Annotated in this window: 24 protein-coding genes; 16 read left to right on the forward strand and 8 right to left on the reverse strand. The window is 72.4% G+C overall.

What is annotated here, in order from left to right; translation table 11 throughout:
* The 4 genes from ACFV0T_RS16055 to ACFV0T_RS16070 all read left to right on the forward strand — a co-directional run.
* Positions 1–244 (forward strand): alpha-glucosidase C-terminal domain-containing protein (locus ACFV0T_RS16055; RefSeq protein WP_385778859.1); only part of this gene is annotated, 244 nt, incomplete at its 5' end.
* Between the two features lie 28 nt (positions 245–272).
* Entirely contained in the window at positions 273–1,634 is a 1,362-nt protein-coding gene (locus tag ACFV0T_RS16060; RefSeq protein WP_385778861.1) for a maltokinase, read from the forward strand.
* A gap of 4 nt (positions 1,635–1,638) precedes the next feature.
* The gene (glgB, locus tag ACFV0T_RS16065) at positions 1,639–3,840 is read left to right on the forward strand and encodes a 1,4-alpha-glucan branching enzyme (RefSeq protein ID WP_385778863.1); all 2,202 of its coding nucleotides are present in this window, start codon (positions 1,639–1,641) and stop codon (positions 3,838–3,840) included.
* A gap of 208 nt (positions 3,841–4,048) precedes the next feature.
* Positions 4,049–5,956 (forward strand): AMP-dependent synthetase/ligase, encoded by a 1,908-nt coding sequence (locus tag ACFV0T_RS16070; RefSeq protein WP_385778865.1) that lies wholly within the window; start codon positions 4,049–4,051, stop codon positions 5,954–5,956.
* 62 nt (positions 5,957–6,018) lie between these two features.
* On the opposite strand, the gene ACFV0T_RS16075 is transcribed toward ACFV0T_RS16070, so the two are convergent.
* Positions 6,019–6,195 (reverse strand): hypothetical protein, encoded by a 177-nt coding sequence (locus tag ACFV0T_RS16075; RefSeq protein WP_385778867.1) that lies wholly within the window; start codon positions 6,193–6,195, stop codon positions 6,019–6,021.
* A gap of 340 nt (positions 6,196–6,535) precedes the next feature.
* Here ACFV0T_RS16075 and ACFV0T_RS16080 point away from each other — a divergent pair, with 340 nt between their 5' ends.
* Positions 6,536–6,970, forward strand: coding sequence for an ATP-binding protein (locus ACFV0T_RS16080; protein ID WP_385778869.1), 435 nt, complete (start codon positions 6,536–6,538; stop codon positions 6,968–6,970).
* A gap of 46 nt (positions 6,971–7,016) precedes the next feature.
* Here the strand turns inward: ACFV0T_RS16080 and ACFV0T_RS16085 are convergent, their stop codons facing one another.
* Positions 7,017–7,388 (reverse strand): PRC-barrel domain containing protein, encoded by a 372-nt coding sequence (locus ACFV0T_RS16085; protein ID WP_385778871.1) that lies wholly within the window; start codon positions 7,386–7,388, stop codon positions 7,017–7,019.
* Positions 7,389–7,527: 139 nt separating this feature from the next.
* Positions 7,528–8,472, reverse strand: coding sequence for an anti-sigma factor RsbA family regulatory protein (locus tag ACFV0T_RS16090; protein WP_385778873.1), 945 nt, complete (start codon positions 8,470–8,472; stop codon positions 7,528–7,530).
* A gap of 236 nt (positions 8,473–8,708) precedes the next feature.
* On the opposite strand from ACFV0T_RS16090, the gene ACFV0T_RS16095 reads away from it, so the two are divergent.
* The 7 genes from ACFV0T_RS16095 (at position 8,709) to ACFV0T_RS16125 (ending at position 14,908) form a co-directional block, all read left to right on the forward strand.
* Complete coding sequence (locus tag ACFV0T_RS16095; RefSeq protein ID WP_385778875.1) at positions 8,709–9,572, forward strand: RNA polymerase sigma factor SigF; 864 nt, start codon at positions 8,709–8,711, stop codon at positions 9,570–9,572.
* A gap of 117 nt (positions 9,573–9,689) precedes the next feature.
* Positions 9,690–10,082, forward strand: a complete 393-nt coding sequence (locus ACFV0T_RS16100; protein ID WP_385778877.1) for an STAS domain-containing protein — start codon at positions 9,690–9,692, stop codon at positions 10,080–10,082.
* Positions 10,083–10,250: 168 nt separating this feature from the next.
* A complete protein-coding gene (locus ACFV0T_RS16105) occupies positions 10,251–11,150 on the forward strand; it encodes an STAS domain-containing protein (RefSeq protein WP_385778879.1) in 900 nt (299 codons plus the stop codon).
* Entirely contained in the window at positions 11,147–11,560 is a 414-nt protein-coding gene (locus tag ACFV0T_RS16110; protein WP_385778881.1) for an STAS domain-containing protein, read from the forward strand. The genes ACFV0T_RS16105 and ACFV0T_RS16110 overlap by 4 nt, the downstream gene beginning before the upstream one ends.
* Complete coding sequence (locus ACFV0T_RS16115; protein WP_385778883.1) at positions 11,560–12,045, forward strand: anti-sigma regulatory factor; 486 nt, start codon at positions 11,560–11,562, stop codon at positions 12,043–12,045. Before ACFV0T_RS16110 ends, ACFV0T_RS16115 begins: the two co-directional genes overlap by 1 nt.
* Positions 12,045–13,121, forward strand: a complete 1,077-nt coding sequence (locus ACFV0T_RS16120; RefSeq protein ID WP_385778885.1) for a SpoIIE family protein phosphatase — start codon at positions 12,045–12,047, stop codon at positions 13,119–13,121. Before ACFV0T_RS16115 ends, ACFV0T_RS16120 begins: the two co-directional genes overlap by 1 nt.
* Complete coding sequence (locus tag ACFV0T_RS16125; RefSeq protein ID WP_385778887.1) at positions 13,118–14,908, forward strand: PP2C family protein-serine/threonine phosphatase; 1,791 nt, start codon at positions 13,118–13,120, stop codon at positions 14,906–14,908. The genes ACFV0T_RS16120 and ACFV0T_RS16125 overlap by 4 nt, the downstream gene beginning before the upstream one ends.
* Positions 14,909–14,926: 18 nt before the next feature.
* Here ACFV0T_RS16125 and ACFV0T_RS16130 read toward each other — a convergent pair whose 3' ends face one another.
* Entirely contained in the window at positions 14,927–15,397 is a 471-nt protein-coding gene (locus ACFV0T_RS16130) for a MarR family winged helix-turn-helix transcriptional regulator (RefSeq protein WP_385778889.1), read from the reverse strand.
* 294 nt (positions 15,398–15,691) lie between these two features.
* On the opposite strand from ACFV0T_RS16130, the gene ACFV0T_RS16135 reads away from it, so the two are divergent.
* Together ACFV0T_RS16135 and ACFV0T_RS16140 are read left to right on the forward strand one after the other, a co-directional pair.
* Complete coding sequence (locus ACFV0T_RS16135; protein WP_385778891.1) at positions 15,692–17,059, forward strand: NAD(P)/FAD-dependent oxidoreductase; 1,368 nt, start codon at positions 15,692–15,694, stop codon at positions 17,057–17,059.
* A 51-nt stretch (positions 17,060–17,110) separates the two neighbouring features.
* Complete coding sequence (locus tag ACFV0T_RS16140; RefSeq protein WP_385778893.1) at positions 17,111–19,375, forward strand: FUSC family protein; 2,265 nt, start codon at positions 17,111–17,113, stop codon at positions 19,373–19,375.
* 333 nt (positions 19,376–19,708) lie between these two features.
* Here the strand turns inward: ACFV0T_RS16140 and ACFV0T_RS16145 are convergent, their stop codons facing one another.
* From ACFV0T_RS16145 to ACFV0T_RS16155, 3 genes are all read right to left on the reverse strand, one after another.
* The gene (locus ACFV0T_RS16145; RefSeq protein WP_385778895.1) at positions 19,709–20,548 is read right to left on the reverse strand and encodes a DUF1206 domain-containing protein; all 840 of its coding nucleotides are present in this window, start codon (positions 20,546–20,548) and stop codon (positions 19,709–19,711) included.
* A gap of 85 nt (positions 20,549–20,633) precedes the next feature.
* Positions 20,634–21,497, reverse strand: a complete 864-nt coding sequence (locus ACFV0T_RS16150) for a SigB/SigF/SigG family RNA polymerase sigma factor (protein WP_385778897.1) — start codon at positions 21,495–21,497, stop codon at positions 20,634–20,636.
* Positions 21,498–21,797: 300 nt separating this feature from the next.
* Positions 21,798–22,262: an ATP-binding protein gene (locus tag ACFV0T_RS16155; protein WP_385778899.1), complete on the reverse strand. Its 465-nt coding sequence runs from the start codon at positions 22,260–22,262 to the stop codon at positions 21,798–21,800.
* Between the two features lie 217 nt (positions 22,263–22,479).
* Here ACFV0T_RS16155 and ACFV0T_RS16160 point away from each other — a divergent pair, with 217 nt between their 5' ends.
* Both ACFV0T_RS16160 and ACFV0T_RS16165 read left to right on the forward strand, forming a co-directional pair.
* Positions 22,480–22,707: a hypothetical protein gene (locus tag ACFV0T_RS16160; protein ID WP_385778901.1), complete on the forward strand. Its 228-nt coding sequence runs from the start codon at positions 22,480–22,482 to the stop codon at positions 22,705–22,707.
* Positions 22,708–23,089: 382 nt separating this feature from the next.
* On the forward strand, positions 23,090–23,545 hold the full coding sequence (locus ACFV0T_RS16165) for a cyclic nucleotide-binding domain-containing protein (RefSeq protein WP_385778903.1): 456 nt from the start codon (positions 23,090–23,092) through the stop codon (positions 23,543–23,545).
* Between the two features lie 18 nt (positions 23,546–23,563).
* On the opposite strand, the gene ACFV0T_RS16170 is transcribed toward ACFV0T_RS16165, so the two are convergent.
* A complete protein-coding gene (locus tag ACFV0T_RS16170; RefSeq protein WP_385778905.1) occupies positions 23,564–24,880 on the reverse strand; it encodes an MFS transporter in 1,317 nt (438 codons plus the stop codon).
* Between the last annotated feature and the right edge of the window lie 220 nt (positions 24,881–25,100).

Below are 25,100 nucleotides of genomic sequence, written 5' to 3' on the forward strand. Positions count from 1 at the left end.
CGAGGCCCCCGCGACCGAGGACCAGGGGGACGACCTGGTGCTGTGCGTGCACAACTTCTCCCGCTTCGCCCAGCCGACCGAGCTGGACCTGCGGGAATTCAACGGGAGGCACCCGGTCGAACTCTTCGGCGGGGTGCGCTTCCCGGCCATCGGCGAACTGCCCTACCTGCTCACGCTCACAGGGCACGGCTTCTACTGGTTCCGACTCACCCGAGTCGCACCCCACACCGGCCGACGACTGTGAGCCTGCGCCGAGGAAAGGACGCGTCACCATGCCGAAGACCGCATATCTCCACCCGATCAGTGCCGGCGGCACCCAGCCGATGGCATCGCTCGGCGGACTGCTGCGGGAGTGGCTGCCGCGGCAGCGCTGGTTCGCCGGCAAGGACCGGCCCCTGACGGACCTCCGCCTGCTGTCGATGACCGAGCTGTTCCCCGGCTGTCTGCATCTGCTCGTGCACACCGGGCAGAGCGGTGTCCCCTCTCCCGGCGGCACCGCCCCGGCCGGCGACTGCTACCAGTTGATGCTGGGCCTGCAGGAACATCTCTCGCCCCGCCTCGGCCGGGCGCTGATCGGGCGGGCGGACTTCGGTCCGCTGGCCGGTCTGACGGTCTACGACGCCCTCCAGGACCCCCGGTCGACGCACCTGCTGCTGGAGCGGCTGCGGCACCCCGGCACCCTGGGCCCGCTGCGGTTCGAGTCCGACGCGTCCGTGCCGGTGCCCGCCGGCCTGTCGCCGCGGCTGCTGGGCACCGAGCAGTCCAACTCGTCGATCGTGTACGGCGACGCGTTCATCCTGAAGCTGTTCCGGCGCATCCAGCCCGGGATCAATCCCGATCTGGAGGTGCCGGTCGCGCTGGCCGGGCAGGGCTGCGGCCGGGTGCCCGCGCCCGTCGCCTGGTTCACCACGACGGACCCGCAGGAGGCCACGCTCGGCGTGTTGCAGCCGTTCCTGCCCGGAGCGTCGGACGGCTGGGCCCTCGCCCTGCGCGCGCTCGCCGCCGGCGAGGACTTCACGGCGGAGTCGCGCGAGCTGGGGCGGGCCATGGCGGAGGTGCATCTGGCGCTGGCCTCGGCCCTGCCGGTCGACGGGTATGCCGAGAACGGAAGGACGGCGGCCGCGATGACCGAGCGGCTGGAGTCCGCCGCGCATCATGTCCCGTCGCTGCGGCCGTTCGTCACCGGGCTGCGGACCGCGTTCGAGGCGCTCGACACCTGCGATCCCGGCCCGGCCGCCCAACGCATCCACGGGGACCTGCACCTGGGGCAGGTACTGCGCGCCGGGCGCGAGTGGTTCGTCATCGACTTCGAGGGCGAGCCCTCTCGTCCGCTGGCCGAACGCCGCAGCGCGCACTCCCCGGTGCGGGACATCGCGGGCATGCTGCGCTCCTTCGACTACGCCGCCCGGCAGCGCCATCCGTGGCGCCCGGAGTGGGCCCTGCGCTGCCGGGAGGCGTTCTGCGCGGGCTACGCCGACCGGGCGGGCTGGGACCCGCGCAAGAAGCACGCCCTGCTGCGCGCCTACGAGACGGACAGGGCCGTCTACGAAGTCCTGTACGAGGCCCGGCACCGCCCGGACTGGATGCCCGTACCAATGGCGGCGATCGAGCGTCTCGCCGTGAGAGGAGCCTGACACCGTGGCACTGCGAGAGAGCTCACCCCTGGAGTCGGCCGGACCCGTCCCGCCGACGATCGTCGCCCTGGATCCGGACGCGCGCGGGCGCCTGCTGTCGGGCGCCCATCACGACCCGCACGCGCTGCTCGGCGCCCACCCGGTCACGGGCGGTGTCGTCTTTCGGGCGCTGCGTCCGTTCGCCCGCTCGGTCAGCGTCGTGGTCGACGGCACGCCCAGCGCGCTGGCCTCGGACGGCGACGGCCTCTTCTGTGCCGTCCTGCCGTTCGACACGGTCCCGGAGTACACACTGCTGGTGGCGTACGAGGACGCGGAGTACGAGGTCCACGACCCGTACCGTTTCCTGCCGTCCCTGGGCGAGTTCGATCTGCACCTCGTCCGTGAGGGCCGGCACGAGCAGCTGTGGACGGCGCTCGGCGCCGAGCCCATGACCCATCAGGGCGTGACCGGCACCCGCTTCACCGTGTGGGCGCCGAACGCCCAGGGGGTGCGGGTGGCCGGGGACTTCACCTTCTGGGACGGCACCCAGTTCCCGATGCGTTCCCTCGGCGCGTCCGGGGTGTGGGAGCTGTTCCTGCCCGGCATCGGCGAGGGCGCACGGTACAAGTTCGAGATCACGTCCCGGCACGGTGACCGGTTCCTGAAGGCCGACCCGATGGCTCGCCGCACGGAGGTGCCGCCGGACACGGCGTCGATCGTGACGGCCTCGCACCACGAGTGGGACGACGCGCAGTGGCTGGCGCACCGCGCGGACACGCCGGTGCACGAGGCGCCGTTCTCCGTATACGAGGTCCATCTCGCCTCCTGGCGACCCGGGCTGACGTATCGTCAGCTGGCCGACGAGCTGCCCGCGTACGTCAAGGACCTCGGCTTCACCCATGTCGAGCTGATGCCCGTCGCCGAGCACCCCTTCGGCGGCTCCTGGGGCTACCAGGTCACCGGCTTCTACGCGCCCACGGCGCGGCTCGGTTCCCCGGACGACTTCAAGTACCTGATCGACGCCCTGCACCGGGCGGGGATCGGCGTCCTGATGGACTGGGTCCCGGCCCACTTCCCGAAGGACGACTGGGCGCTGGCCCGGTTCGACGGGGAGCCGCTGTACGAACCGGGTGACTGGCGGCGCGCGGAGCATCCGGACTGGGGCACCTACGAGTTCGACTACGCGCGCGTCGAGGTGCGCAACTTCCTGGTCGCCAACGCCGTGTACTGGTGCGAGGAGTTCCACATCGACGGGCTGCGCGTGGACGCCGTCGCCTCGATGCTCTACCTCGACTACTCCCGGGACTCGGGCCAGTGGGAGCCCAACGTCTTCGGCGGCCGAGAGGACCTGGCCGCGAAGGCGTTCCTCCAGGAGATGAACGCCACGGTGTACCGGCGGGTGCCCGGGGTCATCACCATCGCGGAGGAGTCCACCGCCTGGGACGGGGTGACCCGGCCCACCGACGGCGGCGGTCTCGGCTTCGGGCTCAAGTGGAACATGGGCTGGATGCACGACTCGCTGGAGTACGTCAGTCATGAGCCGGTGCACCGCAAGTACCACCACAACGAGATGACCTTCTCGATGATGTACGCCTACAGTGAGAACTACATCCTGCCCATCTCCCACGACGAGGTCGTGCACGGCAAGCAGGCGCTGGTGTCCAAGATGCCGGGCGACTGGTGGCAGCAGCGCGCGAACCACCGCGCCTACCTCGGCTTCATGTGGGCCCATCCCGGCAAGCAACTCCTCTTCATGGGCCAGGAGTTCGCCCAGGGCGGGGAATGGTCGGAGGCACACGGCCCGGACTGGTGGCTGCTCGACCCGGTCTACGCGGCGCAGGCCGACCACCGCGGTGTGCGCGACCTGGTCCGCGACCTCAACACCGTCTACCGCCGCACCCCGGCGCTCTGGCAGCGCGACACCGAACCAGCCGGCTTCCGGTGGGTCGTCGGGGACGCCGCCGACGACAACGTCTTCGCGTTCCTTCGGTTCGCCGCGGACGGCAGCCCGTTGCTGTCGGTGTCCAACTTCTCCCCCGTGGTCCGGCACGACTACGAGCTGTGGGTGCCGGACTCCGTCGACGCCTGGCAGGAGAGTCTCAACACCGACGCGGCACGCTACGGCGGCGGCGACGTCGTCCGGTCCGAACCGGTCAAGCAGTTGGACGGCCGCATCACGCTCACGCTGCCGCCGCTCGCGACGGTCTGGCTGACGCCTCTGGGGTGACAGGCGTCGGGCGATCGGGGCGCGGTGAAGTGCGGGCGGCTCGGGCGGAAATGAGCCGGTTCGGTCACGGCCGGACCGGCGCAGACGATCACGGCTCGATTACTTCTCCGTTCCCGGCACTATTCGGTCTCTCCTGGGCTAGATTCGACCAGCGTCGATAACAGTTCTCTTAGGCGGAGTCACTCCCCGTACACCCCAGGAGCAGCGCATGCGCGACTTCGCCCTCGCTCCCCCGGCCACCCCGCCGCTGACCGGGGGGCTCGCCGACAGCGTCTTCGACGCGGCGGCGCGCAACCCGGCCCTGCCGTTGCTCGCCCGTCGCCGGGACGCCTCGGCGAGCACCGTCTGGGACGAGGTGACCGCGGTCGAGGTGCGGGACGCGGTGGTCGATCTGGCCAAGGGCCTGATCGCGTCCGGGATCTCGCCGGGCGCCCGGGTGGCGATCATGGCGCGGACCCGTTACGAGTGGACGGTCCTCAGCCATGCGCTGTGGACGGTGGGCGCCGAGGTGGTGCCGATCCATCCCACCTCGTCGCGCGACCAGGTCGAGTGGATGCTGCGCGACGCGGGCTGCGTGGGCATCGTCGTGGAGGACGAGCAGAGCGTCATGACGGTGGGCTCGGTGTGCGCGGGACTGCCCAGGCTGCGGCACGTCTGGCAGTTGGACGCCGGAGCGCTGGAACAGCTGGTGGAGCGCGGCGAGTTCATCCCGCTCACCACCGTGGACTCGCTGCGCCGCATCGTCATGCCGGACTCCACGGCGGTCGTCGCCTACACCTCCGGCACGTCGGGGCGCCCGATGGGCTGCGCGCTGAGCCACCGCAGCCTGGCGAGCCCCTGCGACACGCTGCTGGAGGGCTGGGGTCACACGGCGGCACCGCCCGGGGAGCAGCCGGCGATCCTCGCCCTGCTGCCGTTCTCCCACGTGTACGGGCTGATGATCCAGGGCCTGTGCATGCGCGGTGGCCTGCTGATGGGCCATGTACCGGAGCTCAGCGAGGCCGCCCTGTCCTCGGCGCTGCTCTCGTTCCGGCCCACGTACTTCTACGCCGTCCCGTCGGTCTTCGAGAAGCTGTACAAGAATTTCCTGCGCACGGCCCAACAGACGGGCCGTGGGCCGCTGTTCGAGCGGGCCGCCGAGACGGCCCGGGACTTCGCGGCGGCCACCGAGCGGCAGCGGCTGGGCCGGGGATCGGGTCCCGGGCTCGATCTGCGGCTGCAGCACGCCCTGTACGAGCGGACGGTGTACCGCAGGCTGCGCGCCACGCTGGGTGGCCGGGTGACCCGCGCGACCTCGGGCGGGTCCCCGCTCAACCGCGACCTGTCCCTCTTCTACGAGGGCATCGGCATCCTCGTGCACGACGGTTACGGGCTCACCGAGACCGGCGGCGGGGTCACCGTGCAGCCGCTCGGCCGCGAGAAGTCGGGGACCGTCGGGCAGGCGCTGCCCGGCGTCGACATCCGGGTGGCCGAGGACGGGGAGATCCTGGTGCACGGGCCGTCGGTCTTCCAGGGGTACGTGAACGACGAGGGGGCCACACGGCGCGCGCTGCGGGGCGGCTGGCTGGCCACCGGTGACCTCGGGCGGCTGGACTCCGAGGGTTACCTGACGATCACCGGCCGCAAGAAGGACATGATCGTCACCAGCGGCGGCAACAGCGTGGCCCCGGCCCCGCTGGAACAGCGGCTGCGGATGCATCCGCTCATCCATCAGGCCGTGATCGTGGGCGAGAACCGCCCCTGCATGGGCGCGCTGATCACCCTGGATCCGGAGTTCGTGACCCACTGGCGGGCGGCGCTGACGTGGCAGAGCGACGCGCCGAACCGGGAGGCGCGCGAGGAGAACGCGTTGCGGGAGGAGATCGGCCGCGCCGTGGCCGCGGCCAACAGCGCGGTGTCCCGGGCCGAGTCCATTCGGGTGTTCCGGGTGCTCCCGGAGCCGTTCGACCAGTCCAACGGCCTGATGACTCCGTCGATGAAGCTGCGCCGGGACGCGATCGTGCAGCACTACGCCGCCGAGATCAACGCCATGTACCAGGCTCGCTCGCGTCTGCCGCGGCAGAGCGCGCCGGAAGAGGTGCTCGGCTGGGACGACTCGGACAACGTGTTCCGGTAGGGGCCGCGCCCGGGCGGCTCGGACGGCGTGTCCCGGTAGGGGCCCGCGCGGGCCGCGCCCGGTCAGCGCCGGCGGCCGCGGGCCGCCCAGCCTGTGCCCACGCCCGCCAGGTGCAGGGCCAGCACGGTCAGCCCCAGGAGCATGACGTTGGTCGACGTGAACGCGTCGTTGGTGGAGATGTCCGCGGCATTGATCAAAAACGCGATGAACAGCAGGACCGCAGCAACGATGGCCAGCACGGCTTCTCCTCTAGTCGGTGTCTTTACCTGACATCCGGGTGCCCCCGAACCGGCGGGACAGCCCTGCCGATCGCGCTTCCGTGCGAATATCTGGTGTCCCGGTCATGTCACACCAGCCCGGCCGCCCCGACCGCATCCGGCGGATCGGCAAAGCCGCGTACGCTCCGTGACCGGTGGACCGCTCGCCGTGATCCACCGAGGGCTCCGGGAAGGATCACCCGTTCGGCCGCCGCCTCGGACGCGTACGCGGCGCACCCCCGGGAACTCGCAGGGGTGACATAGCGAGAGACGTATGAGAAGGGACGAGAGCCCTGCTGACACCAGGGCTGAGAGAGGCGACATGGCAACCGAGCCGCGCGGGGACGGAACACTGGCTTCCCAGGACATCGCGAGCCGCATCGTCGGCTTCACCGGCATGCCGGCGGACGTGACGAGTGCGCGTCTGGCGGCTGAGGAATTCCTCCGTGAGCTGTCCGGCGTCGCACCACCCGCGGCGGCGGAGTGCTGGCACGACATCGTGCTGATCGTCACGGAACTGGCCGCCAACGCGGTCCAGTACGCACCCGGCCCCTTCGAACTGCGCCTGCGCCGGACGTTCGACGGCGTGCACGTCACGATGCACGACAGCAGCACCACACCGCCCGCACCGCGCCCCTTCCATCCGAGCAGCGGTGGCGGCGGGATCGGCTGGCACCTGGTGCACGCCCTGTGCACCCAGGTCAGCGTGGTGACCACCGACCGGGGCAAGGACGTCCACGTCTTCCTCCCCTGGTGACCGCTGGTGCCCCCTGGTGGCTCGGGCGCCGGTCCCCTCGGACCGGTCAGTCCGTGGGGGTCCTGGGCGCGGCGAGCCGTTCGTAGTGCTCGCCGACGGTCGCCAGGTACCGCGGATCGCGCGTCTCGCTGTCGATCCGGAACCGGGGGGCCGCCTTGACCGCGCCTCCGGTGCAGGCCAGCGAGACCTTGCGGGCCTGCGCGTCGACGGCGGCGATCAGTCCCGCCGGCACGACGGCGCTCCTGCCGAACAGCCACACGCCGGTGTCGACGACCAGGTGCCGCATCCCGTGCGGGTCGGCCTGCCGCTCCACGTGTCCGATCGTGCCGTCGCTCGCGACGACGGCGTACCCCGTCAGGTCCTGCCCCTCGACGTGACCGCTGTCCGCCGCGTACGTCCAGATTCTGCCGGTGACCACACTGCCCCTTCCTCTTCCTCCCGGGCGTCCGGTGCCCGTGCGGGCGGACGGTTCGGTGCCCGCCCCTCCCACAGCACCAAATACCCTTTCCCCGCACGCGCATTCGGGCCCGGGCCATCGCGCGCGGAAACTCGTGGGGTCAGTGCAGGCCGAGGCGGGCGCGTGTGGTGGTGCCGTGCTCGCCGGCGTACGTGCGGACCAGGTCGGACAGCCGGTGCACGAGGAGCAGTCCGCGACCGCCGATCTGCCCGGGGCGGGCCGGACGGCGGCCCGCCAGCGGATCGGTCAGCCGGCCGGAGTCCCGTACCTGGCAGACGAGTTGCCCGTCGTCGACCCAGAGCCCGAGTGTGCCCCCACCGCCGCCGTGCACCACGCTGTTGGTGGTCAACTCCGCCACCACGAGAGCCAGATCCTGCAGCCGGGCGGGGCTCATGCCCCGGCTGCGTGCCTCGTGGAGCGCCGTGTCCCGGGTTCCCGGCAGGGCCGTGGCGTCGAATCGGACCGTGAGCGTGCCCGACGGCGACGGCAGCGGCTCGTTGCAGCGGTCCAGCACCCGCAGGGGGTCGTAGCCGCGACTGACCGTGGTCCGGCCGCCGGCGACGAGGACGGGGTGCGTGGCGCGGGCGTCGGCGAGCGCCACGGCGGGCAGGGCGTGGGCGTCGTAGGGGCACAGGATCGTCGCGGCGCGCCCCTGGAAGGCCTCGTTGATGAGCGCTTCGTGCTGGACGCAGGCCGGATACTCCTCGGCCGTGCGGCCCGGCCAGACCGGCTCCCCCACGATCCGCACCCTGCCGCCCCCGGCGGTGTCGGCGAACTCCCGCAGCACCGCCGGGATGATGCGGCCGGGGTTGCGGCCGGCGTCGGTCATGTCGACGAAGCGCACCTGGACCGCGCGGGTGCCGAGTCCGGCCCTGATCAGTCGGAGCCGTCGTGGGGGTGCGGCCACGGCCACCGACTCCCCCGCCGACAGCCCCTCGCACACGAAGGGCACGATCCCGGCCAGGTACTCCTCGTCGCCACGGTAGAAGAAGGCCGGATGGACGAACGGTTCCTGGTGTCTATGCGCGCGCCCCCTGTTCACCATCCAAGCACCCCCGCCTTCCGCATCCCCTCCCCAGCCTACGTCGTCGCTCTGACGTACTGTCGGGAACCATGTGTCCCGTGAGGCGGTCGGCCGCCCGTGGACGATCCGCCGCCAACAGTGCTTTTCGGTCACATCTTTGAGACGCAGGTCTCTCTTTTCCTCGCGGCGGACATGAGATGCGCAACTCGGGGCAGTCGCATGCCGACAGCAATACGACGACGAACGGAGTGGGCGGCATGGATGCCGTGACGACGGTGGAGCAGACGGTCACGGACGGCCTCCGGGAAGAGCTTCCGCTCATCGAGGCTCCCTCAAAGGTCAGCCCGAAGGACGCCCGCGAGCTCTCGCGGCGGTTCTTCGACCGCCTCGCGGTACTGGAGGAGGGCACGCCCGAGCACCAGTACGTGCGCAACACGCTGATCGAGATGAATCTGTCCCTGGTGCGTTACGCGGCCTCGCGCTTCCGCAGCCGCGGGGACTCGATGGAGGACATCGTCCAGGTCGGCACGATCGGCCTGATCAAGGCCATCGACCGGTTCGAGCTCACCCGCGAGGTCGAGTTCACCTCGTTCGCCGTTCCCTACATCGTCGGCGAGATCAAGCGCTTCTTCCGTGACACGAGCTGGGCCGTGCACGTCCCCCGGCGGTTGCAGGAGGCCCGGGTCGAACTGGCCAAGGCCACCGAGGAGCTCCAGACCCGGCTGGGCCGGATGCCGACCACGCGGGAGCTGTCGCAGCTCATGTCGCTGACCGAGGAGGAGGTCATCGAGGCGCGCAAGGCGTCCAACTGCTACACCTCTTCCTCCCTGGACGCGGCCCTCACCTCCGACGGCGGCGCGGAGGGCGAGTCCGTGCTGGCCGACTTCATCGGCGAGGAGGAGCCGGCGCTCGCCCTGGTGGAGGACTTCCACTCACTGGCGCCGCTCATCGCCGAACTCGACGACCGGGAGCGGCTGATCATCCACATGCGCTTCGTGGAGGAGCGCACGCAGGCCGACATCGGCAAGGAACTCGGCATCTCCCAGATGCACGTGTCCCGTCTGATCACCCGCATGGTCCAGCGGCTGCGCACGGGCCTGCTGGGTCCCGAGATCGCCTGACGCCCCCGTGCCCGGCGTCGCCGCCCGAGGGCGGGGACGCCGGGCACAGTCGTGCGCCGGGTCGTGGAGCCCCGCACGACGGACCGTGCGCAACGGAGAACACCTGTGGAGGAAGCCGTGCCCCTTGCCAAGAACCCGCTGTCCGTCGAGGTCACCGTACTCACGGAGGACGTCGCCCTGGTCGCGGTCGAAGGCCATCTGGACCTCGACACCGCCACCGAGTTCCAGCACCACCTGGCCAACCAGCTCCATCACGGCCGCCGGCACTTCCTGCTCGACCTCGCGGCAGTGCCGTTCATGGACTCGTCCGGCATGAACATCGTCCTGCGGGTGTACCAGGAGGCCCGCGAGGTGTCGGGGAGCGTGCACGTCATCTCGCCCACCCCGGCCGTACGGCGGATTTTGGATCTCACCGGCGTCAGCATCACCGTGCCCGTCTCGGAGAGCGTCGACGACGCCCTCGCCCTCGTCGGCGTACCGCCGGAGGTCATACCGGACCAGGGGGCCTGAGGGGACCGGCGCGTTCGGGCGCGGGGGCCCACGCATGCCCGACAGTTGCCGTTCGACAAGTGTCGTACACGGCGCGCGCACCGGGCGTGTCCCGGGGGCCACCGGGCGGTCGCACCCACCGGTCACCGCGCGAGAGACGAAGAGACCCAGAGCCAAGGAGTGAAACAGGTGCCGGAGCACGAAGCGGTAGGCCAGTACGGGTCGCCGACGCGGGAGGTCGGGGATTTCCTGCGCCGCCGCCGCGAGCAGATCGCGCAACGGTGGGCCGACGAGCCCCTGTTCCGCGCGGTCTTCACCATCTCGCGGGACGAGGCGGTGGAGGCGGGCAGAGTCGTGGTCGACGCGCTCGCCGAAGTGGCGGGAACGGAGCGGGTGGCGGATCCGGACGCCGCCGGATTCACCATGGTGCGGGACCAGTTGGCGCGGATGGGGGCCGCGCGCGCCCGCGCGGGACTGTCCAACGCGCAGGTGTCGAGAGAGGTCGACGGCCTGCGTCAGCCCGCCGTGAACCTCCTGCTCTCCGACCTTCCCGACGCGCCGGCCGAGCATCTGCTCGAGTGCGCGTCCGTCCTGACCGTCCTGCTCGGGACGCTGCGGCTGGTAGTGCTGGAGACGGCGCTCAGCGAGGGCCAGGCGCTCATCGACCGGCAGCGGCTGCAACTGCTGGAGGTGGCCACGCCCGTCATCAAGCTGTGGGACGGCATCGTGGCCGTGCCGCTCATCGGGACGCTCGACAGCGCCCGCAGCCAGGTCGTCATGGAGACGCTCCTGGAGGCTGTCGTCGACCAGCAGGCGCGGTACGCGATCCTGGACATCACCGGCGTGCCCACGGTCGACTCCCTGGTGGCCCAGCACCTGATGAAGACGGTCGCCGCGGCCCGGCTGATGGGCGCGGAGTGCGTCGTCTCCGGCATCCGCCCCGCGATCGCGCAGACCATCGTCCACCTCGGGCTGGACCTGGGCACGGTGGTCACCCGGGCGAGCCTCGCCGACGCCCTGGCGCACGCGCTGCATCAGTTGGGCGCCGACATCGTCAACACGGCGCCGGGCGGTGCGGGGTCGCGGTGATCGACGAGTTCTCCCGCCCGCCGACGGGGCACGTACCGGTGCTCCGGCTCGGCGACGTGCTCCTGGTCACCCTCCAGGGTGACCTGCACGACAGCACGGCGGAACAGCTCCAGCAGGACATCACGGAGAAGATCGGGAGCAGCGGGGTGACCGGTGTCGTCATCGACATCTCCGGTGTCGAGATCGTCGACTCGTTCCTGGGACGGGTGCTGGCCGAGATCGCGGCCAAGGCCCGGCTGCTGGCCGCCCGGACCGTCGTCGCGGGCATGCGGCCCGCGGTCGCGATCACCCTGGTCGAGCTGGGGCTGACGCTGCCGGGGCTGCGCACCGCGCTGAACACCGAGGCGGCCCTGGACCTTCTCGCCGCCCCGGCGCCGGGCACCGCCGGCCCGCGTCCGGGGAGATGGTGATGGACACGGCCGCGGGCGTCGACGCCCGCCTGCCGATCCGCTCGGACCTGGACCTGGTCTGGGTACGCCAGCATGTGCGCCAGTCCGCCGCCACGCTCGGCTTCGGTCTGGTCGAACAGACCAAGCTGGTCACCGCGGCGAGCGAACTGGCCCGCAACACCCTCGTGTACGGCGGGGGCGGGCAGCTGACGGTGCACCGGGTGACCCGCGGGCGGGTGCCGGGACTGCGGCTGTCCTTCGGTGACGAGGGCCCGGGGATCGTGGACGTGGAGCAGGCCCTGCGGGACGGCTACACGTCCGGCGACGGACTGGGGATGGGGCTGGGCGGTGCGCGCCGGCTGGTGCACGAGTTCGCCATCGACAGCACTCCTGGGGCCGGCACCACCGTCACGGTGACGTCCTGGGCGACCCGGCCGCCTTATCCGGCCTACCCGCCTCCTCCGCCCGTGCCACCCGTTCCGCCCGCTGCGCGCGAGGAGTCCTGATGGCCCGACTGTGGGACGTACCGGTGCACGACTCGACGCGGGTGCGTGACGCCAGGGTCGCCGCCGAGGAGGCGGCGGCGCTCGCCGGCCTGGACGAGACGCGTACCGCCGCGGCGGCTCTGGTGGCCACCGAGTTGGCCACCAACCTGCTCAAGCACGCCGGCGGCGGACAGCTCCTGATCGACCTGGTCGCCCCGGCGGCGGCCGGCGAGGGCCGGGACGGTGACGACGTCGTGCAGGTCGCCGCGGTCGACCACGGACCGGGCATGGTTGATGTCCGGGCCGCCCTGCGCGACGGCTATTCGACGGCCGACTCGCTCGGGGCGGGCCTGGGCACGTGCCGGCGCCTCGCCGACGACTTCGACCTGCACAGCACCCCGGGCCGGGGCACGGTCGCGCTGGCCCGGATCGGCGCCACGCCGAGGAAGGCCAGGGGCGCCGCGGCCACCCCGGCCGCACCGCACGCCGGGGTGCGGGCCGGCGGGGTGAACATCCCGTTCGCCGGCGCCGCGTACTCGGGTGACGCGTGGGCGTGGGTCCGGGCCGGCGACCGCCTGACCCTGATGCTGGCCGACGGGCTGGGCCACGGGCCGGAGGCGGCCCGCGCGTCGACGGCGGCGGCACGGGCGCTGAGCCACGCGGCTCACCTGTCCCCCGCCGAACTGCTGGGCCAGCTCGACACCGCGCTGCGCGGCACCCGCGGCGCGGCCGTCGCCCTGGCCCAGCTGGACGCGAAAGCCGGACGGCTGACGTTCGCCGGCATCGGGAACATAGGAGCCCGGCTGCGGGAGGGCGACACCTGGCGTCACCTGCTGTCCCGGCCGGGCATCGTCGGCGTGCACCGTCCCACCACGCTGCCCGAGACCCGGCTGCCGTGGGGCCCGGACCGGCTGCTGGTGCTGCACAGCGACGGGCTGCCCAGCCGGTGGACCCCGCCGTCCGATCCCGGCCTCGTGCTGGCCGACCCGGCCGTCATGGCCGCCGTGACCGTGCGCGACGCCGGCAGCGCCGCCCGCCCGGTCCGGGACGACACCGCCGTCGCCGTACTGGCGCCGAGCCCTCCGGAGCGCCCATGACGCGGGTCTGGCCGATCACCACCGTCACCGACGCGGCGCGGGCCAGGATCGCCACGGCCCGGATCGCCGCCGCGTTCGGCGTGCCCGTCCTGGAGCGCACCCGGCTGGTCGCCGCGCTCAGCGCCCGGCTGCGGCAGTGCCTCACCAAGGGCGGTACCTGGCGGCTCGTGCTGGACACGACCGCGTCGCCGGCCGAGGAGGGGCTGCTGCACGCGGTGGTGCACCCCTCGTGGGACGGGGAGCCGCCGTGGCGGATGACGGTCCACTGCCCGGAGGCGGCCGATCTCTCCGGCCCGGACGCCGTGCCGGAGAACGTAGGCATCCTGGCGGAGGCCCTGCTCGGCGCCGACGAGGACACCGCGCTGGTCCTGGACCAGCTCGCGGACCAGGAGGAGCTGGTCGCCTACCACCGGGAGGAGCTGCACCAGACGAACCAGGGCGTCCTCGCGCTCCACGCCGAACTGGACGCCGCCGGGCGGGCCCAGCGCGAGGCGTTCGCCGCCGAACGCGCGGCGCACCAGGAGGCGGAACGCGCCCGCCGCAGGCTGACGTTCCTGGCGGACGCGAGCGCCGTACTGACGGCCTCCCTCAACCACGACGAGATCGTGCGCCGGCTCCCGGACCTGCTGGTGCCCGAGTACGCGCGCAGCGTCGACGTCTGGCTGTTCGACGCGGAGGACGACAGGCGGCTCCCCGGCGAGCCGCCGCTCGAGGTCGGCACGCAACTGCTCGGGACCGGGCCCGACCGCCCGTCCCCGCATCCGGCCGCCGCCGTGCTCGCGGCCCGCACCGGCCGGCCCCAGTACGCCGCCGACCACCCCGGCGGGCTGCCCGGCGTCGACGACCGGCCGCCCTCGGCCACGGACCCGGCCGGACCCCTGCTGCACGTCCCGCTGCCCACCCGGCACGCGCCCCTGGGCGTGCTGACCCTGTCCCCGCCCGGCGCAAGCTGGGACCCGGACGACGCCGTGATGCTGATCGAACTGACCCGCCGGGCCAGCATCGCCATCGACAACGCCCGGCGTTTCGAGCACAACCGCGACATCGCCGAGACCCTGCAACGCGCCCTGCTCACCGACCTGCCCACCACGCCGGGCCTGGGCCTCGCGGCGCGCTATCTTCCGGCCACCTACGGGCTGAACATCGGCGGGGACTGGTACGACGCCTTCCGCCAGCCCGACGGCAGCCTGATCACCGTGATCGGCGACGTGACCGGGCACGGGCTGCGCGCCGCGGTCATGATGAGCCAGCTGCGCACCGCGCTGCGCGCCTACGCCGTCGACGGCGGCAGCCCCGGCCAGTTGCTGACCCGGCTGCATGTGTTCCTGCACCATCTCCAGCCCGATCTGTACGCCACCGCGGTCATCGCCCGCTTCCACCCCGAGGACCCGACGCTGACCTGGGCCGCCGCCGGCCATCCGCCGCCGGTGCTGCGCACCCCCGACGGGCGGGTGCACGTGCTCGACGCCAGGCCCGGCGCGATGCTGGGCATCCCGCTGAAGCAGGAGATCGCCGACCACACGGTGCGCCTCACGCCGGGCTCCACGCTGGCGTTGTACACGGACGGGCTGGTGGAGCGGCGCGCCCAGGGCATCGACCCGGGCATCGAGCGCCTGGCGGCGGCGCTGGGGGCGTTCCGGTCCGAGGAGCTGGACGCCGACCTGGCCGGGTCGGCGGACCGGATGCTGCACCCGCTGCTGAGCGACTCCGAGCGTGACGACGACGTGTGCCTGCTGCTGTGCCACATCGACAGCCGGACCGGGCGGCCGCGCCCGTCGGCGTCCTGACCGCACGTCAACCGCACGTCAGCCGACGGTGGTGGGGCCTGGGTCCGCGTGCGCGTGAAAGGCGAACAGGCCCTGTTCCAGGGCCGCGCACTGGCCGGGGGTCATCGTCGCGAACACGGCGGCCATCCGGCGGACCCGGTGCTCGGTGACGTCCGCGAGCAGGCGCCTGCCCCGGGCGGTCACCACGAGCCGTATCTCGCGCCGGTTGTGAGGCTGGACGGACCGTTCCAGCAGGCCCGCGGTCTCCAGCCGGTCGCACAGCCGGCTGGCGGTGGGCAGACCGACGTCCAGATCCTCGGCCAGCGCGGTCAGGTTGAGCTCGGGGCGGCGCTGTATGGTGCGCAGCGCCAGCAGCTGACGTACGGGCAGGTGGGGCGTGACGTCCTCGGCCGCGGCGAACCAGCACGACGCGAGGCTCTCCACCGCGTCGGCGACCCGCCGGGCGACCTGGTCCCGCTCGTCGCCGGGGCCCGCCTGTGAGCAGCCCACATCAGTTCCCTCCGGCCACCGCGCTCGTCCTTGAGGTCGGCCTACCCGAACGATCCCGGGGTACACGGCCCGCGGCCGGACCGGAACACACATGGATCGCCCGCACTTCGCCGCTCCCCACGCGCCCCGGCTCTCGAACAGGCAGACTGGTCTTCGTTCATTCGTCTGCATGCCGCACCCGGCTGGCGGGAGGACCCCGGGCGCGGTGGGATCGAGAGGTGCGAAGCAGCGATCGGCGGGCACGCGAATGACGTCGAGGCAGACCGCCTGGAGCCGCAGAAGGGATGAACCAACGTGACACGACCCAGGATCCTGGTGGTGGGGGCGGGCTTCGCGGGGGTGGAGTGCGTGCGACGCCTGGAGCGCAAACTCGCCCCGGGCGAGGCCGACATCACCCTGGTGACACCGTTCGCCTACCAGCTCTACCTGCCCCTGCTGCCCCAGGTCGCCTCCGGGGTGCTGACGCCCCAGTCGATCGCCGTCTCCTTGCGGCGCAGCGAAAAGTACCGCACGCGGATCATTCCGGGCGGGGCCATCGGCGTGGACCTCGAGGCCAAGGTCTGCGTCATCCGCACCATCACCGACAAGATCGTCAACGAGCGGTTCGACTACATCGTGCTCGCCCCGGGCAGCATCACCCGCACCTTCGACATCCCCGGGCTCACCGATCACGCGTTCGGCATGAAGACGCTGGCGGAGGCCGCGTACATCCGCGACCACGTCATCTCCCAGCTGGACCTCGCCGACGCCAGCGACGACCCTGCCGAGCGCGCCTCCCGGTTGCAGTTCGTGGTGGTCGGCGGCGGCTACGCGGGCACCGAGACCGCCGCCTGCCTGCAACGGCTGACGCACAACGCCGTCAAGCGCTATCCCAGGCTGGACCCGTCCCTGATCAAGTGGCATCTGATCGACATCGCCCCGAAGCTGATGCCCGAACTGGGCGACAAGCTCGGCCGCAGCGCCCAGGAGATCCTGACCAAGCGCGGGATCGAGATCTCCTTGGGCGTCTCGATCGAGAAGGCCGGTCCCGAGGAGGTCACCTTCACGGACGGCCGGGTGGTACCCACCCGCACCCTGATCTGGACGGCCGGTGTGGTCGCCAGTCCGCTCATCGGCACGCTCGGCACGGAGACGGTGCGCGGGCGGCTCGCGGTCGGCGCGGACATGAGCCTGCCCGGCCACGACGGGGTGTTCGCCCTCGGTGACGCCGCCGCCGTGCCCGACCTGGCCAAGGGCGTGGAGCACGCGGTCTGCCCGCCGACGGCCCAGCACGCCATGCGGCAGGGCCGGCACGTCGCGGACAACGTCATCGCGACACTGCGCGACCAGCCGATGAGCCCGTACGTGCACAAGGACCTCGGCCTGGTCGTCGACCTCGGTGGCATGGACGCCGTCTCCAAGCCGCTGGGCATCGAGCTGCGCGGTCTGCCGGCCCAGGTGGTGGCGCGCGGCTACCACTGGTCGGCGCTGCGCACCTTCGTCGCCAAGACGCGCGTCCTGACGAACTGGACGCTCAACGCGGTCGCCGGGGACGATTTCGTCCGGACCGGTTTCCAGATCCGCAGGCCGGCGCGGCTGAAGGACTTCGAGTACACCGACAGCTACCTGACGCCGGAACAGCTGCGGGCGCACGTGATCGAGGCGGATGCGGCGCAACAGTGACCTGCCGCGCGGCACGCCCGCGTGCCGCGCGGCGGGAGAGAGTACGGCGGCGTGAGGTCAGGTGAACGATCGGTCCGGGCCCGGCTGCGGGACCACGTGGCGGCGTCCGACCCCGGGCTGCTGCGGCTCTCCGCCGGGCTGCGGACGGTGGGCTCGCTCGCCCTGACCCTCGCCGGGCTCGCCCTGCTGGGGGCCGATGTGTCGCAGCTGGTGGCGGGGGCGGTCGCGGCGATGGTCGCCACGTTCGCCATCCGGGAGAAGCGGCGCGACCGGCAGGCCGTCACCCTGGCGGCGGGCCTGCCGGTGGCCCTGGTCTCGGTGACGCTGGGCGCGCTGCTGAACTCCCGGGTCGTGCTGGGCGACGTCTTCTTCGTCGTGCTCATCTTCGGTGCCGTGTACAGCCGCCGGTTCGGCGAACGCGGCACGGCGCTCGGCCTGATCGGCTTCCAGATCTACTTCCTCTCCCTGTTCGTCAGCGCCACGGTCCCGGCGCTGCCGAAGCTGTACGTCACCATCGCCGTCGCGTTCGTGGCCAGTGCCGTGGTGCGGTTCGTGCTCGTGCCGGAGACCCCGGAGCGCGTGCTCGACCGGTTGCGGCAGGCGTTCCGGGCCCGGTTCGCGCGGTTGGTGTCCGCGCAGCTCGAACTCCTCGACGCCGGTCCCGACGACATCGAGAAGGCTCTGGGGCACCTGCGCGGCGGCACCGCGCGCCTGCACGACACGGCGATGATGATCCAGGGCCAGCTGGAGGACGGCACGTCCGACGAGGCGGTGGCGCGGCAGGTGCAGCGCCGGGTCGCGGACGCCGAGGTCGCCGCCGAGCGGCTGGGGCTCCTGCTGCTGACCGCGCGCAGTACCGAGCGCGCGGACACGCTCACCCTGCACCTGCCCGGTGCGCCCGCCCCCTCGGGCGGCGGCACGCTGGTGCGAGAGGAGGAGACGGACACGCTGCGCCGGGACCTGGCGGCGCTGCGCATGCTGGTGCTGCGCCCGGTCTCGGGAGACCCGGGGACCGCGCCGGCCCATGTGCGCAACCGGCTGCTGGGCTACCGGGACGAGGAGAACCTGCCGTCCGCCTCCCCCGCCGTCCAGGACGTCTTCCGGGGGATCGGCGAGGCCGCTCGGGCGGTGCTCGGATTGCGGACGGCTCTCGACGGGCCGCAGGACGAGTCCGACGACACCCCCTCTACGACCCGCTCCCGCGAGGAACTGGACGCCGAGGACGCGGCCATCGCCGGTGCCGAGAAGAGCGAGGCGGAGCGGGAGGTGTCCACCGGGCTGAACCGGCCCACCACGCGGGCGGCCGTGCAGGTCGCCGTGGGGTCGGCGCTGGCCATCGTCGGCGGGGAGTTCCTCTCCGACCAGCGCTGGTACTGGGCCGTGCTGACCTGCTGGATCGTCTTCCTCAACACGACGTCCACCGGCGAGATCGTGGTCAAGGGCTCCCGCCGGCTGGTGGGCACCGTGCTGGGCGTGGTGGCGGGCATCGGGCTGGCGGCACTGGTCGGGCACCACACCTGGCCGGCTTTCGCGCTGGTGCTGGTGTGCGTCTTCGCGATGTTCTACACGGCTCCCCTGTCGTACACGCTGATGTCGTTCTTCGTGACCGCGGCGCTGGGGGTGCTCTACACGCTGCTGCACACCTACAGCATGTCGGTGCTCGTGCTGCGGGTGGAGGAGACGGCGCTCGGCGCGGCCTGCGGGGTGATCGCGGCGGCGGTGGTGCTGCCGGTGGGCACGGACCGCCGCACCGACGAGCTCCTCGTCACCGTCCTCGACCGGTTGGGCGAGATGACGGACGCGGCGGTCGGGCAGCTCAGCGGCGGGGCCGCGGACGATCTGCTGGACAAGTCGCGCGACCTGGACCAGGCGCTGGCCGATCTGCGAGCCGCCGCCCTGCCGCTGACGCATCCGATCACTCCGCTGCGGACCCGGCGCAACACCGCCCAGTACGTGGTCGCGCTGCTGGAGACGTGCGCGTACCACACCCGGACGCTGGCGGCGGCCGCCGAGCTGCTGCCCACCCACCCGTCGATCGCGGCGGACCCGCGGCTGCGGCGGGCGGGGCGGCGTGTGGTGCACAACATCGCGACGATCGCCGCGCACGTCGCGGACGAGGACGCCACCACCGAGGTGGAGGTGGAGACCGGCCCTTCCATCGCGTCGCTGCTGGGGCCCGACGTCACGCCCCGGTACGGCCGGATCACCGGCCGGGTGCTGCGCCATCTGCAGCGCCTGGACGAGGCGGTGGTCGGTCTGGCCCGGCCGCTGGGCGTTCCGGTGGCGACCCCCGCCACCCCCGCCGGCAAGGGGTGAGGGCGGTCGGACCCGGCGCCACCCCCGCCGACGAGGGGCGAGGACCGTCAGACCCGGCGACACCCCCGCCGGCAAGGGGTGAGGGCGGTCGGACCCGGCGCCACACCCGCCGACGAGGGATGAGGACCGTCAGACCCGGCGACACCCCCGCCGACGAAAGATGAAGACCGTCAGACCCGGCGCCACCCCCGCCGGCAAGAGGTGAGGGCGGTCGGACCCGGCGCCACCCCCGCCGCGAGGGGCGAGGACCGTCAGACCCGGCGACACCCCCGCCGGCAAGGGGTGAGGGCGGTCAGACCCGGCGCCACACCCGCCGACGAGGGATGAGGACCGTCAGACCCGGCGCCAGCGGGCCAGCACGAAGGAGAAGACTCCGAACAGGGCGAGACCGGCCGCGACACACCCCAGCAGCGCCGGGCCCAGCGGGGTGCCGGCGAACGAGCGGAGCGTGTCGTCCAGCCCCTTGGCGCGGTCGGGGTCGTAGTCGATCGCGGCCCGTATGGCGAAGGCTCCGGCCGCGGCGAACACGAGTCCGCGCGCCGCGCCGCCGCCCACGCCCGTCACGTCGACCGTGCGCCGGGCCCAGCGCGGCATCTCGCCCAGGTTCAGCTTGTCGCGGTAGGAGCGCATGACGGCGCGGGCCCCGATCCAGACGCCCGCAACGACGATTCCGGCCCCCGCCACGGCCACGATCCACTGCCCCCCGGGGAGCTCGAGCACCCGGGCGGTGACGTCCTTGGACTGCTTGTCGCTGGATCCGCTTCCGTCGCCGCCCGAGCCCGCCGCGAACGCGATCACCGAGTAGGCGACGGTGGCGTAGAAGACGCATCGCACGACCGCCAGCAGGCGTTTGCGTGCCTTGCGGCCGTCCGGCCCGACCGAGCCGAAGACCGCCTCGGGCAGCCGCCAGAGCGCCATGCCGACCACTCCGATGCCCAGTATCCAGAGCAGTACGGCGCCGAAGGGCTTGTCGGCGAGTTCGGCGAGGGCGCCGCCGCGGTCCGCCTGGCGTTGTCCGTCGCCGAGGGCGATCTGGAGCGCGAGCACACCGACGAGCAGATAGATGACCCCACGTGCGCAGAGCCCCGCCCGTGCGGCACCCTCCGTCGCGGATCCCTTCGCCACGCGCTCGGCCTCGTTGCGGCCGCCTCGTGCACTGACAGTGGTGTCCATTCAGGCCTCCCTGGATCCGGCTTCCCCGGCAGCGACGGGTCACACGCGCGGCGCCGGCCCGCGTGGCGTGGGACAGGGGTCCGGCTCAGCCGGTGGTGTCGCGGCGGCCGGCGCGGGGCCGGCTCCCGCGCTGCTCCAGTGCCTCGTCGCGCACCTTGGCACAGCTGCGGCTGATGAGCCGGGAGACGTGCATCTGGGAAATGCCCAGCTGGTCGGCGATACGGCTCTGCGTCATGTCCTCGAAGAAGCGCATGTAGAGGATCGCGCGGTCGCGTTCGGGCAGCTGGCGCAGGCCTTCCTTGGCGGCCTCGCGGTCGACCACGACGTCGTACGACGTTTCCGAGGTGCCCAGGGTGTCGGCGAGGCTGTAGCCGTCGTCGGCGGAGGACAGCTCGGCGTCCAGCGAGAGGGTGCTGAAGCTCTCCATGGCCTCCATGCCCGCGCCGACCTCGTCCTCCGTCAGCCCGGTGTGGGCGGCGATGTCGGCGGCCGAGGGCTCGGGGGTACCCGGATTCTGGGTGAGTTCGCGGCGGGCGACGCGCACTTTGTTGCGCAGTTCCTGCACCCGGCGGGGCACGCGCAGCGCCCACATGCGGTCGCGGAAGTGCCGCTTGACCTCGCCGGTGATGGTGGGGACGGCGTAGCTCTCGAACGCGCCGCGGGACGGGTCGAACCGGTCGACGGCCTTGACCAGTCCGAGCGCGGCCACCTGCCGCAGGTCCTCCAGGGATTCGCCGCGCTCGCGGAAGCGGCCGGCGATCCGGTGGGCCATGGGCAGCCAGGCCGCGACGAGTTCGTCGCGGACGGCTTCCCGCTCCGGCCCGTGCTCCAGTTCCGTCAGACGGCGGAACCGGGCCTCGGTGGCGGGGCTGTCGTCATGGTGCCGCCCGGCGGGCGGGGTGGGGCGATCGGACGCGTCATGGCTGCTTGTCGATATGTCGATGAGCATTACGGAATCGCTCCTGATCAGATGATTTCAGGGATCTGCCGAGGGCAACGGCCCGCCCCGGCGGCCCTGAGGCGCCGGGGCAGACCACTCCCGTCGGCGCGCCTCCGGTCCGAAGCACGAACCACCGTCTGCCCGACCGGCCAGGGGGCAAACCCGGCGGCGCCCGTCCCGGCTCGGCTTGGCCGGATCCGGTTCGGTCCCGGCTCGGTCCGGCTCGGCTCGGTCCGGCTCGGTCCGGCTCGGTCCGGCTCGGTCCGGCTCGGTCCCCGGTCGGAGTTGGCGCGGCGCGGCGGTCGTGCCTCAGAAGAGGGGCACCACGGCGGTGATCCGTTTGCCGCCGGTGGGCAGGTCCGACACACGCACGTCCCGCGCCAGCCTGCACACGATCGGCCAGCCGTGCCCGCCGGGCAGGAAGCGTCCCCGGGGGCCGGTGGAGGGGGCGAACACCGGCAACCGCTCGCTGCGGTCACAGACCGACACCCGCACACTCCGCCCTTCCACGCCCACGTCGAACCCGGTGACGCCGCCGCCGTGCAGGATGGCGTTGGTCGTCAGTTCCGAGGCGACGAGCAGCGCGTCGGTGAGGGCGTTCTCGTCGTACGTCGACCCCGCCACCCGGCACTGCCGGTCCACCACCCGCCGTACGGCGGTGCGGACGTCGGCCGGGCACCAGGACTGCCGGTCGCCGGACGCGGGCGGGCCGCACGGGGCGTCCGGACCCCGGACGGGATCCGTGAGATGTCCGTTCGACTGCTTGGCATGCATGGTCTCGCTCCCTGAGTGATCGGTGATCTGGCGATCTCGTGATCTGTGATCGGTGACCTCGTGATCGGTGATCGAGGAAGCAACCGGGACCGGACCGCCCCGCCCGGAATCGGCGGATCCTCCTTTGTTCGGCTGACCTGAAGCAGGGCCGTCAAACCTGCGGTTCCCGAGCGAAGACCCCCGTCATCGACGGGCGGAACGGGGGTAGTCGGACGACATGACGGATGTCGTGGACTCGGACGAGCTGGTGCGTCGGATGCAGCGAGCCAGGAACTGTGCCCAGCAGGAGGCGCGGACCTGGCAGGCACGAAGCGGGGACCTGAGGGCGACCGATCCGGACGGGGCGCGCGAGGCGGCCGTACGGACGCTGGCCTTTGAGGCGGTGATCAGGGTGATGGACGAGATCCTCACCCCCGGCAGGCATCGCGAGGGGGTCGGTGAGTGAAACAGGTCACGCAACCCGGTCCTGGTTACGTGGATCCCCATTCGATGGTTTAGCGTTCATCCATACGTGGTGGCGGGGTCGACCGTACCGTCCCCCGCGCACCACCGCGTGACGGCCCTGGCTGGCCTCCCCCGTCCAGCCAGGGCTTTTCCATGTCCCGGACCGGTGAGCGCGGCCTTTCGCCGATTGAACGGCGAGCGACCTGGGTAACTGCTTCTACCACCCCCACCCGCGGGCCGGCCGACGGCCTCCGGCGCTGGTCCGCCGAAGTGCCCGAGACGTCGGCAGCGGCTGAAATGGGGCGTAGGGGAAGTCACCGGGAGCGGTGGCACACCGCCGAGCGGCAGACCTCCCTCCACTTCGCCGGGGAGGAGCCCCGTCCATGACCAGAGCGACAAAACTCCTGACCTCCCTGCCCCAGCCGCAGCGCCGGCGCCTGATGTCGCTCGCGCGGGAGGTCTCCTTCCCCGAGGACACCCGGATCTTCGAGTCGGGCGGCACGGCCGACCGCTTCTGGGTGATCCGCTCGGGCGCCGTCTCCCTCGACCAGCACGTCACCTCCGCGCAACGGGTGACCGTGGCCGGCCTCGGGGCGGGTGACCTGCTCGGCTGGTCCTGGCTGTTCCCGCCGTACGTGTGGGACTTCGGGGCGGAGGCCTTCAGCCCGGTACGCGCCTACGAGTTCGACGCGCAGCCCGTACGGGACCTGTGCGACGAGGACCCGCAGCTCGGACTGGCGCTGATCCGGACCGTCGCCGAGATCCTGGCCCACAGGCTGGAGACCACCCGGGGCAAGCTGATGGAGCAGTACACCGTACGCCGCCGCAGCACCCTGTAGCGGCCGGGGCGGAGTGCCTCAGACGCGGTAGCGGCGCAGGGCGGGCACCGCTGCCGCCAGGCCCAGCATGAGCACCACGACGAGCAGACCACCGCCCGCGACGGCCGTGCCGGGGCCGAAGGCCGAGCCGGCCGTGCCGTGCAGCACGTCGGCGATGCGCGGGCCGCCCGCGACCACGACCGTGAAGACGCCCTGCATCCGGCCGCGCATCTCGTCGGTGGCGGCGGACAGCAGGATCGCGCCGCGGAACACCATGGAGACCATGTCGGCGACCCCCGCGACGGCCAGGAACACCACCGCGAGCCACAGGTTGCGGCTCAGTCCGAAGCCGGTGACGGCGGCACCCCAGGCCACGACCGCGCCGATCACCATCCAGCCGTGCCGACGGGCCCGGGAGAACGTGCCGGAGAACAGGCCGCCCGCCACGGCGCCGATCGGGATCGCCGCGAACAGCAGCCCCAGCGCGAGCCCTTCGCCGTAGGGGGCGTAGGTCTCGGCGGCGAGTTGCGGGAACAGGGCGCGGGGCATGCCGAAGACCATCGCGATGATGTCGGCCAGGAACGACAGCAGCAGCACCTTGTGCGCGGAGAGGTAGCGGAACCCGGCCACGATCTCCCGTACGCCGGCGCGGCGCGCCATGGCCGCGAGCGGCGGCAGCGAGGGCAACTGGTGGACCGCCCACACCGTGACGCACAGCGCGACCGCGTCGATGAGGTACAGCTCGGGCAGGCCGATGACGGGGATGAGGACGCCGGCCAGCAGCGGTCCGACCACCTGTCCGGTCTGCATGACGGTCGAGCCGAGGGCGTTCGCGGCGGCCAGTTCGTCCTCGGGGACCAGTCGGGCGATGGAGGCGTTACGGGCCGGCGCGTTGAGTCCCCAGAACGCCTGCTGTACGGCGAGCAGGACCATCAGCGCCACCACGGACCCGAGCCCGACGACCGCCTGGACCCAGAACAGGAGCGAGGTGACGGCTATCCCGATGTTGGTGATCAGGAGCAGCTTGCGCCGGTCGACGGTGTCGGCGATCGCACCGCCCCACAGGGCGAACACGATCAGGGGCAGCAGTCCGGCGAGGCTCGCGGCGCCGACCCAGGCCGAGGAGCCGGTGATGTCGTAGATCTGCTTGGGCACGGCGACGGCGGTGAGCTGGCTGCCGACGGCCGTGACGATCGTCGACGTCCACAGCCGGCGGTAGGCCGGGCGACGCAGGGGGCGGGTGTCCATGGCCCAGCGGCGCCAGCCGTGCCGGGGCGGCGCCGGATCCGGGGCCGCTGTCGGTGACTCGGTACTGCTCTCGCTGGTGTCCACGGGGTTCCTGGTTGCTCGATACATCTTTCGGGTCCGGGGATCACTATCGCAGCACCGGCCGGGGCTTCGAAGTCCGCGGTCCCGGCCGCCGGAGAGACGCGCGAGTCCCGGCGCCGGCCTCCGGCTATCCCGCTGTGTCCCACCGCCCGGCGAGGGTGGGACTCGGTCTCCGGTGATGCGCCCCGTCGCGGCTCCGGGAATGGACCACGCCGTGGCTCAGGCAGGCGGCCGTTGTCCCGGCACG

The organism is Streptomyces sp. NPDC059582, from assembly GCF_042735715.1.
Taxonomy (GTDB): Bacteria; Actinomycetota; Actinomycetes; order Streptomycetales; family Streptomycetaceae; genus Streptomyces.

Coding starts and splice junctions, on each gene's coding strand:
- ACFV0T_RS16060 (WP_385778861.1), top strand. CDS start 273: ATGCCGAAGACCGCATATCTCCACCCGATCAGTGCCGGCGGCACCCAG.
- ACFV0T_RS16070 (WP_385778865.1), top strand. CDS start 4,049: ATGCGCGACTTCGCCCTCGCTCCCCCGGCCACCCCGCCGCTGACCGGG.
- ACFV0T_RS16080 (WP_385778869.1), top strand. CDS start 6,536: ATGGCAACCGAGCCGCGCGGGGACGGAACACTGGCTTCCCAGGACATC.
- ACFV0T_RS16090 (WP_385778873.1), bottom strand. CDS start 8,472: ATGGTGAACAGGGGGCGCGCGCATAGACACCAGGAACCGTTCGTCCAT.
- ACFV0T_RS16095 (WP_385778875.1), top strand. CDS start 8,709: ATGGATGCCGTGACGACGGTGGAGCAGACGGTCACGGACGGCCTCCGG.
- ACFV0T_RS16115 (WP_385778883.1), top strand. CDS start 11,560: ATGGACACGGCCGCGGGCGTCGACGCCCGCCTGCCGATCCGCTCGGAC.
- ACFV0T_RS16120 (WP_385778885.1), top strand. CDS start 12,045: ATGGCCCGACTGTGGGACGTACCGGTGCACGACTCGACGCGGGTGCGT.
- ACFV0T_RS16125 (WP_385778887.1), top strand. CDS start 13,118: ATGACGCGGGTCTGGCCGATCACCACCGTCACCGACGCGGCGCGGGCC.
- ACFV0T_RS16145 (WP_385778895.1), bottom strand. CDS start 20,548: ATGGACACCACTGTCAGTGCACGAGGCGGCCGCAACGAGGCCGAGCGC.
- ACFV0T_RS16150 (WP_385778897.1), bottom strand. CDS start 21,497: ATGCTCATCGACATATCGACAAGCAGCCATGACGCGTCCGATCGCCCC.
- ACFV0T_RS16155 (WP_385778899.1), bottom strand. CDS start 22,262: ATGCATGCCAAGCAGTCGAACGGACATCTCACGGATCCCGTCCGGGGT.
- ACFV0T_RS16160 (WP_385778901.1), top strand. CDS start 22,480: ATGACGGATGTCGTGGACTCGGACGAGCTGGTGCGTCGGATGCAGCGA.
- ACFV0T_RS16165 (WP_385778903.1), top strand. CDS start 23,090: ATGACCAGAGCGACAAAACTCCTGACCTCCCTGCCCCAGCCGCAGCGC.
- ACFV0T_RS16170 (WP_385778905.1), bottom strand. CDS start 24,880: ATGTATCGAGCAACCAGGAACCCCGTGGACACCAGCGAGAGCAGTACC.